This window comes from Candidatus Pseudomonas auctus, assembly GCF_048654275.1.
Taxonomy (GTDB): Bacteria; Pseudomonadota; Gammaproteobacteria; order Pseudomonadales; family Pseudomonadaceae; genus Aquipseudomonas; species Aquipseudomonas pharyngis.
This window is the reverse complement of record NZ_JBJYZK010000001.1, coordinates 368,846-382,118: the sequence shown is the minus strand read 5'-3', so window position 1 is coordinate 382,118 and position 13,273 is coordinate 368,846. Positions and strand designations below refer to the sequence as shown.

Genomic DNA, 13,273 nt, shown 5'->3' with positions numbered 1-13,273 from the left:
ACGGAGCGTGGGGTCAGGCCTCGGGTTTAAGGATCAACACCGCCAGCGGCGGCAGGTTCAGCTCCAGCGACAACGCCTGCCCATGGCTAGCCACCTCTTCGGTGAACGCGCCGCCACCATTGCCATAGTTAGAACCGGCGTAGGTGTCGGCATCACTGTTGAGCAATTCCTTCCAGCGCCCGGCAAACGGCACACCGACCCGGTACGACTGGCGCGGCACCGGGGTGAAGTTGGCCACCACCAGCACTGGCGTGCCGTCCTTGCTCCAGCGCAACCAGGCGTAAACGCTGTTGATCGCATCATCACCGATCAACCACTGAAAGCCTTGCGGCGCATCGTCCTGCTCGTGCAGCGCTGGCTCTTCGCGGTAGAGCCGGTTGAGGTCGCCGACCAGTTTCTGCACGCCTTGGTGTTCCGAATATTGCAGCAGATACCAGTCCAGTTGCTGGTCGTGGTTCCACTCGCGCCACTGACCGAACTCGCAGCCCATGAACAGCAACTTCTTGCCCGGATGGGTCCACATGAAGCTCAGGTAGGCGCGCAAATTGGCGAATTTCTGCCAGCGATCACCGGGCATCTTGTCGATCAGCGAATGCTTGCCGTGCACCACCTCGTCGTGGGAAATCGGCAGGATGAACCGCTCGGACCAGGCGTAGACCAGACCGAAACTCAACTCGTTGTGGTGATGGGCGCGGTACACCGGATCCTGCTGGATGTAATGCAGCGAATCGTGCATCCAGCCCATGTTCCATTTGTAAGCGAAACCGAGACCGCCCTGCTGGGTGCTCTGGCTGACGCCCGGCCACGCTGTGGACTCCTCGGCGATCACCAGCGCGCCCGGCGCTTCCAGTGCCACCACGTCGTTCAAATGCCGCAGAAAGTCGATGGCTTCCAGGTTCTCGCGACCGCCATGACGATTGGGCACCCACTCGCCGGCCTTGCGCGAATAATCGCGATAGAGCATCGACGCCACCGCATCGACCCGCAGCCCATCAACGTGGAAATGCTTCAACCAGTGCAGCGCCGACGCCAGCATGTAGCCGTGCACTTCGGTGCGGCCCAGGTTGTAGATCAGCGTGTCCCAGTCCTGATGAAAACCTTCTTGCGGGTTGCCGTACTCATACAACGCCGTGCCATCGAATTGCGCCAGACCGTGGGTATCGGTGGGGAAATGCGCCGGCACCCAGTCGAGAATCACACCAATGCCGGCCTGGTGGCAGGCATTGATGAAGTCACCGAACTGTTCCGGTGTGCCGTAACGCGCGCTCGGAGCGAATTGCGACAGCAACTGATAACCCCAGGAACCACCGAACGGGTGCTCCATGATCGGCATCAGTTCGATGTGGGTGAAACCCAGCTCCTTCACATACGGAATCAAACGCTCGGCCAGTTCCGGCCAGGTGTATTGGCGTGCCACTTCGCCCAGATCATCGAGTTCGCACTGCCAGGATCCGGCGTGCAACTCATAGATCGACAGCGGCGCGCTGTGCTGCTGTCGCTCGTGGCGGCCGTTCATCCAGTCCTGATCCTGCCAGTCGATCTGCAACGGTGCGGCGACTTTTGACGCAGTGTCCGGCGGCAGGCTGGTGGCCAGTGCCATCGGGTCGGCCTTCAGCGGCAGGATGCCGTGAGCACCGAGGATTTCGTATTTGTACAGCTCGCCCGCCTGCAGGCGCGGAATGAACAACTCCCACACGCCGGATGGATGTCGCAGGCGCATCGGATGCCGCCGGCCGTCCCAGACGTTGAAATCGCCGACCACCGACACCCGCCGGGCATTCGGCGCCCACACGGCAAAGCGCACACCGTCGACGCCATCGACGGTTTTCAGCTGCGCGCCGAGGCAACTGCTGAGGTCGCGGTGATTGCCTTCGGCGAACAGATACAAGTCCATTTCACCGAGCAACTGACCAAAGCTGTAGGGATCTTCCGCGACCTGTTCACCACCGGCCCAGCGGGTGCGCAACAGGTACGGCCGCGCGCCCTCGAAACGCCCGACAAACAGCCCCGGCGTTTCGGTAGCCTCCAGCGGACCGAGTTCTTCGCCACTGTTTTTATCGACAACAGCAACACTCAACGCGCCGGGCAGATACGCCCGGATAAACTGCCCGCCGGCGCCATCGCCGTGGGGGCCAAGAATGGAAAACGGGTCGTGGTGTTCTGCGCGCACCAAGGCATCAATGTCTTTTGCAGTGGGCAGCAATCTTTCTTTAGCGTGACCCTGTTCCCTGTTCGAGAAACTCATGACTACTCTCCACCAAGATCGGAAAAGGGTTTGAGCCCCGTCAATAACCCGTACAGACCGTGCAGCGGCACGGGCAGCCAGGTGGGGCGATTTTCGGCTTCATAGGCCACTTCGTAGGCCGCTTTCTCCAGACCGAACAACGCCAGTGCGGCGTCGGCACCTTCAGGATCTTGCCAGGCATGATCAAGACTAGCTGCCGCCTGACGATATGCCTGGAGAAATGCTTCCCGGGCTTCACGCAGGTAACGCTCCGTGACCCGCCGACGCGCGGCTTCGGCCTCGGGGCTGTTGTCGACGTTGTGCACATTCAGCGCCATCGCCGCGGCATAGTCGAAGGAGCGCAGCACCCCGCTGACGTCCTTGTACGGACTGTGCTTGCCTCGGCGTTCGGCCAGTGGCCGCGCCGGTTCACCTTCGAAGTCGATCAGGTAGGCATCGCCCTTGATTACCAGCACCTGCCCCAAATGCAGGTCGCCGTGGACACGGATCCGCAGACCGCCGGCGGATTGCTTGGCCAGTTCCTGCACGTGGGCAAGGATGGTTTTCTTGTTGTCGAGCAAACGAGCGACCAGCTTCTGATCCGCCGCGTCCAGTTCGCCCTGATGTTGCTTCAGGAGCTTCAGGGCATGTTCGACCTGCGCCGCGACATCCTTGCCGCTCGCCTGGGCATCCTTGGCCGAACTGACTTGCGGCGCGAAGTCCTTGTTGTCGCTCGGCGCTGCCAATACCTGATGCATTTCCCCCAGACGCTGGCCGAGCATCCCGGCGAAATCCTTCAGCTCACCCAAGGCGTTGTAGTGCTGCGCCTGCTCGGACACCGCGTCGGCCAGTTCGTCGCGCAGTGCACGTTCGAGGTTGTTCTGCGTCCATTCCCAGGCGTCGCCCTGATTGCTCAGGTAGCCCTGTGCAATCATCAACAGATTGTCTTCGCCCTTCCCGTCCCGACGAATCACCGAACCCAGCAGCGGTGAGATATTGGCAAATCCGGCCGCGGTCAGGTAAGCGCTCATCTCCAGTTCCGGGTGTACGCCAGAAGCGACTTTTCGGATCAGCTTAAGTACCAGACTGTTGCCGATCACCACCGAACTGTTGGATTGCTCGGCGGACAGATAGCGCACTTCGGATTCCGCACCGAGGCCGAGTTTTTCCAGTTGCGGCGTTGCCTCGAAACGGATCTCGCCATCACTGGATTCCAGCACCGTGCCGCTCTGCATGCCTTGCAGCGCCGCGCGAACAAATGCTTCAAGACTGAAAGCATCGGTGATCAGCCCAACTTGGCGAACCCGGCGCACACGGGCCAGGGCCAATTGCTGCGGCAATGCCGGCCCGACCTGATCTTCGGCAATAAAGCCGAACGGCAGTTGATATCGGCTGGTCTGCCCACCGCTCTGCACTTCGATTTCGCTGAACAACACCGGATGCTGCGCATCACCGAAGCGCACGCCGTAGGCCAGTTTCACCTGTTCGATGGCAGCGTCCTTGCCGGCGAACCAGCGGCGGTTCTGCAGCCAGCTCGGCAGGATCGCCTGCTCGAGGGTGGCCCGGGACGGTGCTTCGAGCAGTTCCTCCATGCGCTTCTTCAGCACCAGCGTGGTGAAGTCCGGCAGGCTCTGCGCAGGTTCCACGTGCCAGCTCGGCATCTGGTTTTCCGCCGCCAGGCCGAACCAGTAGAACCCGTAAGGCGGCAGGGTCAGCAGGAAACTCAGCTGGCCGATGGGCGGGAACGCGTTACCACCGAGCATTTCCACCGGCACCATGCCGACGTAAGCCGACAGGTCGAGTTCCACCGCTTGTGCACTGCGTGACACGTTGGCTACGCACAGAATGATTTCGTGCTTGCCGTCCGGCCCGGTGTATTCGCGGGTGTAGGCCAGAACGCGACGGTTGGCCGGCGACAACATCTTCAAGGTGCCACGACCGAACGCCTTGGATTGCTTGCGCACGGTCAGCAGGCGTCGGGTCCAGTTCAGCAGCGAATGCGGATCGCCGGCCTGGGTTTCGACGTTGACCGATTGATAGCCGTATTGCGGGTCCATGATCGGCGGCAACACCAGACTGGCCGGGTCGGCGCGAGAGAAGCCGCCGTTGCGGTCGATCGACCATTGCATCGGCGTACGCACGCCGTCGCGGTCGCCGAGGTAGATGTTGTCGCCCATGCCGATCTCATCGCCGTAATACAGGGTCGGCGTGCCGGGCATCGACAGCAGCAGGCTGTTGAGCAGTTCGATGCGGCGGCGGTCACGCTCCATCAACGGCGCCAGACGCCGGCGGATGCCGAGGTTGATCCGTGCGCGACGGTCGGCCGCGTAGTAATTCCACAGGTAGTCGCGTTCCTTGTCGGTGACCATCTCCAGCGTCAGTTCATCGTGGTTGCGCAGGAAGATCGCCCATTGGCAGTTGGCCGGGATCTCCGGGGTCTGGCGCAGGATGTCGGTGATCGGGAAGCGATCTTCCTGGGCCAGCGCCATGTACATGCGCGGCATCAGCGGAAAGTGAAACGCCATGTGGCATTCGTCACCATTCACGCCCTCGGCGTCGGTATCACCAAAATACAGCTGGGTGTCTTCGGGCCATTGGTTGGCTTCGGCCAGCAGCATGCGATCAGGGTAATTGGCGTCAATCTCGGCGCGGATCTGCTTGAGGACGTCGTGGGTTTCCGGGAGGTTTTCGTTGTTGGTGCCATCGCGCTCGATCAGGTACGGAATAGCATCCAGGCGCAGGCCGTCGATGCCCATGTCCAGCCAGTAGCGCATGACCGACAGCACGGCTTTCATGACTTGCGGGTTATCGAAATTAAGGTCCGGCTGGTGTGAATAGAAGCGGTGCCAGAAGTATTGGCCCGCCACCGGGTCCCAGGTCCAGTTGGACTTTTCGGTGTCGAGAAAAATGATCCGGGTGCCGTCGTATTTCTGGTCGTCATCCGACCACACGTAGAAGTCCCGCGCCGCCGAGCCTGGCTTGGCCTTGCGCGCTCGCTGGAACCACGGGTGCTGATCGGAGGTGTGGTTGATGACCAGCTCGGTGATCACCCGCAGGCCACGCTTGTGTGCTTCGGCAATGAACCGTTTGGCGTCGGCCATCGTCCCGTAATCGCTGTGGACGCCACGGTATTCGGCAATGTCGTAACCGTCGTCGCGGCGTGGTGAGGGGTAGAACGGCAACAGCCAGATGGTGTTGACGCCAAGATCGGCGATGTAATCGAGTTTGGCGATCAGGCCGGGAAAGTCGCCAATCCCGTCGTTATTCGAGTCGAAAAAGGATTTGACGTGAACTTGATAGATAACCGCGTCCTTGTACCAGAGCGGGTCTTTGATGAAGGTGGCAGCCTTGGGTTTCTTCGCCATGTGAAACTCCTGTTCAATTCTATAAACACGGTGAGCCGATCACTTGGCTCGCAAACGATGAGCACACTGTAGGAGCGAGCCTGCTCGCGAATTCGGGTTGGCAGGCAAGCTATGTATTGAATGTTGGCCCGCATTCGCGAGCAGGCTCGCTCCCACAGGGGATCTGTGTTCAGGCAGTGATCCGCCAGATTCCGAACGGCTGATACGCCGGGTCGATCCGCATGAATTGGTACTTGCCGTGCCAGTCCCAGCGATGGCCGTTCATCAGGTCTTCGCCGTGGGTGGTGGCATCGTCCGGCAGGCCCATTTCCCACAGCGGCAGCTCGAAATTCGCCTCCTGCACGTTATGTGGATCGAGGCTGACAGCGACCAGAATGAAGTTGCTGCCGTCCGCACTGCGCTTGCCGAAATACAGAATGTTGTCGTTCCAGGCGTTGTAGATCTTCAGGCCCAGATGGCTGTGCAGCGCCGGGTTCTGGCGGCGGATGCGGTTGAGCTGGGCGATCTCGGCAATGATGTTGCCGGGCTGGTTGAAGTCGCGGACGCGGATCTCGTACTTCTCGGAATCGAGGTATTCCTCCTTGCCCGGCACTGGCGCCGATTCGCACAGTTCAAACCCCGAGTACATGCCCCACAGGCCCGAGCCCATGGTCGCCAGCGCCGCGCGGATGAGGAATCCGGGACGTCCCGACTCATGCAGGAACGCCGGGTTGATGTCCGGAGTGTTGACGAAGAAGTTGGGCCGGTAGCACTCGCGCCACGGCGACTCATTCAGCTCGCTGAAATAGGTCGCCAGTTCGGTCTTGGTGTTGCGCCAGGTGAAATAGGTGTAGCTCTGGGTGTAACCGACCTTGCCCAGCCGCGCCATCATCGCCGGGGTGGTGAAAGCCTCGGCGAGGAAGATCACTTCCGGGTACAACGTACGGACATCGGCGATCAACCATTGCCAGAACGGCAGCGGCTTGGTGTGCGGGTTGTCGACGCGAAAGATCTTCACGCCCTCCTGCACCCAGCCGACCACAATGTCGCGCAACTCGACCCACAGGCTCGGAATCGCTTCCGGTGCATAGAAGTCGACGTTGACGATGTCCTGGTATTTCTTCGGCGGGTTCTCCGCGTATTTGATCGTGCCGTCCGGCCGCCAGTTGAACCAGCCCGGATGCTGCTTGAGCCACGGGTGATCCTGGGAACACTGAATGGCGAAGTCGAGAGCGATCTCCAGACCATGGTCAGCGGCAGCGGCCACCAGCCGACGGAAGTCCTCACGGGTGCCGAGTTGCGAGTGAATCGCTTCGTGGCCGCCCTCCTCGCTGCCGATCGCATACGGACTGCCGGGATCGTCCGGGCCGGCGGTCAGGGAATTGTTGCGACCCTTGCGATGGCTGCGACCAATCGGGTGGATCGGCGTGAAATACAACACGTCGAAGCCCATGTCCTGAATCATCGGCAGGCGCGAGTGCACGTCATTGAAGGTGCCGTGGCGGGTGGGATCGTCGGTGATCGAGCGGGGAAACAGTTCGTACCAACTGGCGAATTCCGCCAATTCGCGCTCGACGTCCACCGGGAATTCCGGGCTGAGGCTCAAGTAGGCGCGGTGATCGGCCTCGGCCATCAGTTGCGCACTGCGCGAGTGCAGAAACAACGCGACCTGCTCGGTTTCGAGCAGGCCGGACAATTCGTGGTGCAAGCCGGCCAGTTGTTCGCTGAGCTGACCTTCGCTGCGCTCGGCGGCCTGCTGCACCATGGTGCGTCCCTCTTGCAGCTCGAGGCTGACCGGGACACCGGCGGTGTGCTTTTTCTCCAGTTCGTACTGAAAACTGGCGAACTGGTCGATCCACGCCTCGATCAGGAACAGATAACGGCCCATGCGCTGCGGCTGAAACACACCGCGCCAGCCATTGTTGCCCTGATCGCTCATGACTTCGGTCTGCCAGGTCTCGTCACCCTCTTCGCGCCAGCGGATGCGCACCGCCAGTTTGTCGTGACCGTCGGCGAACACCTTGCTGGTAACCACGATCTCCCGACCTGCGATCGCCTTGACGGCAAACTGCCCGCCGTCGAGGGTCGGCATGGTGTTTTCAATGACGATGCGCGGCAACAGCAAGGCCTGCGACAGCGGCATGTGCGGGTTGTAGCTCTGTTCGGAAGGTTTTTCAGCAGTCATTGAGCATCTCTCCTTAACGCCCCAAGGACGCTCGTTTGCCTGTTTGGCGGTCACGGTCGGGCCTGGGCCCGGATGAACTCTCTCAGGTTCCGAGCGGCCGTCGCCGGGAAAAGTTCACAGGGATTTGCCGCGCTACAAAATCGGATCGATTTCGCAGTGAAGTGGTCAATCCACTTAAGCACGTCCCACGCCAAGTGCCACACGGAGGTTCACCCGATGACTATTCCAATTCCCGCTGAAACACCCGATCCGAACATCGACAAACCGACCCTGCCCGAAACCGAACCGCAACCGATCCCTGAACAGGAGCCGCCTGGCACCACGCCACCGCCCAAGGAAGAACCGCCGACGACCATGCCGCCGGTAATCGTCTGATCAGCGTAGGTCGTTGTGGTCTTTCTCGATGCGGTCCTTCTCGATGTGATCCTTTTCGAAGACCCTGACGATCCGCGGCATGACACTGAATATTCCCAACGCGAGCAACGTACTGAGCACCGCCGTCGCCTCGCGGCCCAGACCGGCCGCGACGCCGATGGCGGCGGTCATCCACAGGCCGGCGGCGGTGGTCAGGCCCTTGACGTGGCCTTCGTCGCCTTCATGGTTCTTGAGGATGGTGCCGGCGCCGAGAAAGCCGATCCCGGCAATCACGCCCTGCACCACCCGGCTCATCGCGTCGGCCTGGGAACCGGACAATTGCGGTACCAGCACGAACAACGCCGCGCCAAGGGCTACCAGCATGTGCGTTCGCACCCCGGCGGCCTTGCCCTTGTGCTCGCGCTCAAACCCTAGAATCCCGCCCAATATGGCCGCCATCAACAGGCGCACGGTGATCCGGGTCAGCTGCGACGCATCGCCGATGTCGGCGAATTCCGCTTGCAGTGTTTCCCACACTTCATGCCACCAGGCGTTCATCGTCCAGTCCTTGTTATGAGTTGATAAAGGATGGACAGCGCCGACCATTAATCGGTTGCGTAGAACGATCTGCTAAACCGCGCACCCTAACTGTTGAGATCCCCTGTGAAAAAGGACAGCCCCATGCCCCTTCGTATCGATGAAAGCAATCCGGAATCGAAAGTCTGTTTTTTCACCGTGGAAAATGGTGAAGAGATTCGGATCTGCGACACGCTGGAAGTAAAGACAGATAGCGAAAAAGCCATGTCGTTCGTCGAGGTGGAAGGACGGCGCATCTACGTCACCGAAGCCGAAGCGGACGCATTGACCGTCGCAGGCGCCCGGGATGGGCGCAAACACCTGAAGGCCGACGACAGTGATTCGGTGATTTGACTGACCTCGATCAACAACCGGCGCAGAGCTCTGGGATAGGCCTCTGCGCTTTGGCCTGCGGGCTGCTTCAAGTTGTCGCAGGCATGGCAGAACAGCCCATCTGATACGCTTTTTATTGAAATATCTGAGTCTGTTATGCAAACAGATCGGCGCTCATAGTTCCCTGGCCTGATGGAGGCTGATGAGCGAACGACCATGAGCGAACGAATCCCCGTCCGAACCGTAGAAGCATCTCCCCGGATAAAAAAAGTACCGGCGCGCCCAATGAAGGCGAAACACGCCACCAGCGACAACCAGATCTTCACCCGCAGCTTCACCGGCCTGTTCCGCACCTTGCGCATGAGCGGCGCGGGGTTTCTGTTTCTGCTGTTCTTCGGCACGGTATGGCTGAACTGGGGCGGACGTCAGGCGGTGCTCTGGGACCTTTCCGAAAGCAAGTTCCACATCTTTGGCGCGACCTTCTGGCCGCAGGATTTCATTCTGCTCTCGGCGCTGCTGATCATCGCCGCGTTCGGCCTGTTCGCGATTACCGTGTTCGCCGGCCGGGTCTGGTGTGGCTACACCTGCCCGCAGAGTTCGTGGACGTGGATCTTCATGTGGTGCGAGAAGATCACCGAAGGCGAGCGCAACCAGCGGATCAAATTGCAGGCGGCGCCCTGGAGCCTGAACAAACTGGCGCGGCGTGCGGCCAAGCACACGCTGTGGCTGGCAATCAGCGTGCTGACCGGCCTGACCTTCGTCGGCTACTTCACCCCGATCCGGCCGCTGGCCGAAGAACTGCTGACCCTGCAGATCGGCGGCGTCAGTCTGTTCTGGGTGCTGTTCTTTACCGCCGCCACCTACATCAATGCCGGCTGGCTGCGTGAAGCGGTGTGCATGCACATGTGCCCGTATGCGCGATTCCAGAGCGTGATGTTCGACAAGGACACCCTGGCGATTTCCTACGACGCCGCCCGTGGCGAAAACCGGGGCCCGCGCAAACGCGAGATCAAACCGGCCGAGGCCGGTCTCGGTGATTGCATCGACTGCCAGTTGTGCGTGCAGGTCTGCCCGACCGGCATCGACATCCGCGACGGCCTGCAAATGGAATGCATCGGCTGCGCGGCATGCATCGACGCCTGCGATTCGATCATGGACAAGATGAATTACGCTCGCGGCCTGATTCGCTATACCTCCGAGCGTGAGTTGCAGGGTGGCAAGACCCATCTGCTGCGTCCGCGCCTGATCGGCTACGTCGCGGTGCTGGTGGTGATGATCGGCGCCCTCGCCCTGGCATTGGTGGAACGACCAATGGTGTCGCTGGACGTGACCAAGGACCGTGGTCTGTTTCGTGAAAACGGTCTGGGCCAGATCGAAAACATTTACACCCTCAAGGTCATCAACAAGACCCAGCAACGCCAGGAATACAACCTGACGCTGGTGGACGGCGACGGCTTCCAGCTGCAAGGCAAGACCGAACTGAGCCTGGCGCCAGGCGAGATCGTCGATGTGCCGGTGTCGGTGGCGATGACCTCCGAACGCCCGGCCAGCAGCTCGCAGACCTTGAGCTTCAAGATTGCCGACAGTGATGAGCCGGGGATTTATAGCGTGGCGAAGAGCCGGTTTGTTGCGCCGATGAATCGGTGAGCCGTTAGAATCTCCCCCCTCACCCCAGCCCTCTCCCAAAGGGAGAGGGAGCCGACCGAGGTGTAAGGAGTTGTACATCGACCTGAAAAATCGAGTCGACTATGGATTCACTGCAGCACGTTCATGTCGGCGTAATTCTTAAGCATCCCACGATCAGTCCCCTTTCCCTCTGGGAGAGGGCTAGGGTGAGGGCTGATGCCACTGACCCACCACAAAAACACCAAACACCACGTACCAAGGCCCCCGATGAAACGCTACGAAAAATTCGCCGACGACATCGCTGAACTGATCCGCTCCGGCGTCCTCGGCCCCGGTCAGCGGGTGCCGTCGGTGCGCTACGCGAGCCAGACCTACGGCGTCAGCCCGTCCACGGTGTTCCAGGCCTATTACCTGCTGGAACGTCGCGGCCTGATCCGCGCCCGCCCGCGCTCCGGCTACTTCGTCAATACCCACGCCCCGAGCCCGTTCTCGGAGCCGGTGATCAGCAGCCAGGTCAACGAGTCCACCAAGGTCGACGTCAGCGAGCTGGTGTTCTCGGTGCTCGAGTCGATCAAAGACCCAAGCACCGTGCCGTTCGGCTCGGCATTCCCCAGCCCGACCCTGTTTCCGCTGCAACGCCTGTCCCGCTCGCTGGCCAGCGCCGCGCGGGAGATGGACCCGCGCATGGTGGTCACCGACATGTCGCCGGGCAACCCGCAACTGCGCCGGCAGATCGCCCTGCGCTACATGGTCGGCGGCCTGATGCTGCCGATGGAAGAACTGCTGATCACCAACGGCGCACTCGAAGCGCTGAACCTGTGCCTGCAAGCCGTGACCGAGCCCGGTGATCTGGTGGCCATCGAAGCCCCGGCGTTTTACGCCAGCCTGCAAGTGCTGGAACGCCTGAAGCTCAAAGCCGTGGAAATCCCCGTGCACCCGCGCGACGGCATCGACCTCGGCGTGCTCGCCCAGACACTGGAACGACACCCGATCAAGGCCTGCTGGTGCATGACCAGTTTCCAGAACCCGATGGGCGCGACCATGCCCGAGGCCAAGAAACAGGAACTGGTGGAACTGCTGAAACAGCATCAGGTGCCGCTGATCGAAGACGACGTCTACGCCGAACTCTATTACGGCCAGCAGGCGCCGAAACCGGCCAAGGCCTTCGACACCGAAGGGCTGGTGATGCACTGCGGCTCCTTCGCCAAGAGCCTGGCCCCCGGCTACCGCATCGGCTGGGTCGCCGCCGGCCGCTACGCGCAAAAGATCGAACGACTGAAACTGATGACCTCGCTGTGCGCCTCGATGCCCGCACAAGCAGCCATCGCTGACTACCTGCAACACGGCGGCTACGACCGTCACCTGCGCAAACTGCGCTATGCCCTGGAAGAACAGCAAAGCTCGATGCTCGCGGCCATCGCCCGCTACTTCCCGGCGCAGACGCGCGTGAGCCAACCCGCCGGCGGTTATTTTCTGTGGCTGGAACTGCCACCGCAGATGGATTCGTTGAAGTTGTTTCAGATGGCGTTGGCGCAGGGGATCAGCATCGCGCCGGGGCCGATCTTTTCGCCGACCCAGCGCTTCAGGAATTGCATTCGATTGAACTACGGCAGCCCGTGGACCGAGGATGCAGAGAAGGCGATGGAGACGCTGGGGCGGATTGTGCGGTCGTTTTGAGGAATAGATATTGCCTGATCGATTGCAATCGCCAGCAGGCTGGCTCCCACAGGGAAATGTATTCCAAATGTGGGAGCCAGCCTGCTGGCGATTAGGTCGGTCGCTGCAATAGAAAGATCGGGCTTAGCGCCCGCCGCCGAGATCGACGAAAGTCCCGGTGGCATACGAAGCCTTGTCCGACAGCAACCAGACAATCGCCTCCGCCACTTCATCCGGCCGCCCGCCCCGGGCCATCGGAATGGCCGACTCCAGCTTGCTGACCCGATCCGGGTCGCCGCTCAAGGCGTGGAAGTCGGTATAGATGTAACCCGGACGCACCGCGTTGACCCGAATCCCCTCGCCCGCCACTTCCTTGGACAGACCGATGGTGAACGTATCCAGCGCGCCTTTGGACGCCGCGTAATCGACATACTCATTCGGCGAGCCCAGCCGCGCGGCGACCGAGGAGACGTTGACGATGCTGCCACCCTGCCCGCCGTGTTTGGGCGACATGCGCAGGATCGCGTGCTTGGCGCAGAGGATCGGCGCCAGCACATTGGTTTTCATGATCTTGAGAATGCGGAATTCGGACATTTCGTCGACCCGGGATTTTTGCCCCACGGTGCCGGCGTTGTTGACCAGGGCGGTGACGCGGCCCAGTTCGCTGTCGACCCGGTTGAACAGCGCGATCACTTCGTCTTCGATACTGACATCGGCACGCACGGCGATGGCCGTGGCGCCGCGCTCACGCACCTGGTCCAGCACGTGGTGAGCGGCCTGTTCGTCGGTCTGGTAATTGATGCAGATCCGATAGCCTTGCTCGGCAGCCAACAGCGCGGTGGCGGCGCCGATTCCACGACCGCCGCCGGTGATCACAATGACTTTATCCATGCTGGCCTTTCCCCCGATGCACACGTAACAGTCGGGGCAAGAATAACCGTCATTGCAGGGTTTTGCATGACCTGCGATTAGCGG

9 protein-coding genes are annotated in these 13,273 nt (G+C 61.1%); 4 read left to right on the top strand and 5 right to left on the bottom strand.

The window, feature by feature from the left end; all coding sequences use genetic code 11:
* Positions 1 to 13: 13 nt before the first annotated feature.
* The 3 genes from glgB to ACKUG4_RS01735 form a co-directional block, all read right to left on the bottom strand.
* Entirely contained in the window at positions 14 to 2,245 is a 2,232-nt protein-coding gene (gene glgB / locus ACKUG4_RS01745; RefSeq protein ID WP_445433267.1) for a 1,4-alpha-glucan branching protein GlgB, read from the bottom strand.
* A gap of 2 nt (positions 2,246 to 2,247) precedes the next feature.
* Positions 2,248 to 5,589: a maltose alpha-D-glucosyltransferase gene (treS, locus tag ACKUG4_RS01740; RefSeq protein WP_445433266.1), complete on the bottom strand. Its 3,342-nt coding sequence runs from the start codon at positions 5,587 to 5,589 to the stop codon at positions 2,248 to 2,250.
* Positions 5,590 to 5,758: 169 nt separating this feature from the next.
* Positions 5,759 to 7,753: an alpha-1,4-glucan--maltose-1-phosphate maltosyltransferase gene (locus tag ACKUG4_RS01735; protein WP_445433265.1), complete on the bottom strand. Its 1,995-nt coding sequence runs from the start codon at positions 7,751 to 7,753 to the stop codon at positions 5,759 to 5,761.
* A gap of 216 nt (positions 7,754 to 7,969) precedes the next feature.
* Here ACKUG4_RS01735 and ACKUG4_RS01730 point away from each other — a divergent pair, with 216 nt between their 5' ends.
* Complete coding sequence (locus ACKUG4_RS01730; RefSeq protein WP_165369575.1) at positions 7,970 to 8,128, top strand: hypothetical protein; 159 nt, start codon at positions 7,970 to 7,972, stop codon at positions 8,126 to 8,128.
* Here ACKUG4_RS01730 and ACKUG4_RS01725 read toward each other — a convergent pair whose 3' ends face one another.
* Positions 8,129 to 8,665, bottom strand: a complete 537-nt coding sequence (locus ACKUG4_RS01725) for an MgtC/SapB family protein (protein WP_039768121.1) — start codon at positions 8,663 to 8,665, stop codon at positions 8,129 to 8,131.
* A 123-nt stretch (positions 8,666 to 8,788) separates the two neighbouring features.
* On the opposite strand from ACKUG4_RS01725, the gene ACKUG4_RS01720 reads away from it, so the two are divergent.
* The 3 genes from ACKUG4_RS01720 (at position 8,789) to mapR (ending at position 12,319) form a co-directional block, all read left to right on the top strand.
* Complete coding sequence (locus ACKUG4_RS01720; protein ID WP_085667114.1) at positions 8,789 to 9,037, top strand: DUF3203 family protein; 249 nt, start codon at positions 8,789 to 8,791, stop codon at positions 9,035 to 9,037.
* Between the two features lie 195 nt (positions 9,038 to 9,232).
* Positions 9,233 to 10,663, top strand: coding sequence for a cytochrome c oxidase accessory protein CcoG (gene ccoG, locus ACKUG4_RS01715; protein WP_445433264.1), 1,431 nt, complete (start codon positions 9,233 to 9,235; stop codon positions 10,661 to 10,663).
* 246 nt (positions 10,664 to 10,909) lie between these two features.
* Entirely contained in the window at positions 10,910 to 12,319 is a 1,410-nt protein-coding gene (gene mapR, locus ACKUG4_RS01710) for a GntR family transcriptional regulator MpaR (protein WP_236190494.1), read from the top strand.
* A gap of 123 nt (positions 12,320 to 12,442) precedes the next feature.
* Here mapR and ACKUG4_RS01705 read toward each other — a convergent pair whose 3' ends face one another.
* Entirely contained in the window at positions 12,443 to 13,189 is a 747-nt protein-coding gene (locus ACKUG4_RS01705; protein ID WP_007955033.1) for an SDR family oxidoreductase, read from the bottom strand.
* Between the last annotated feature and the right edge of the window lie 84 nt (positions 13,190 to 13,273).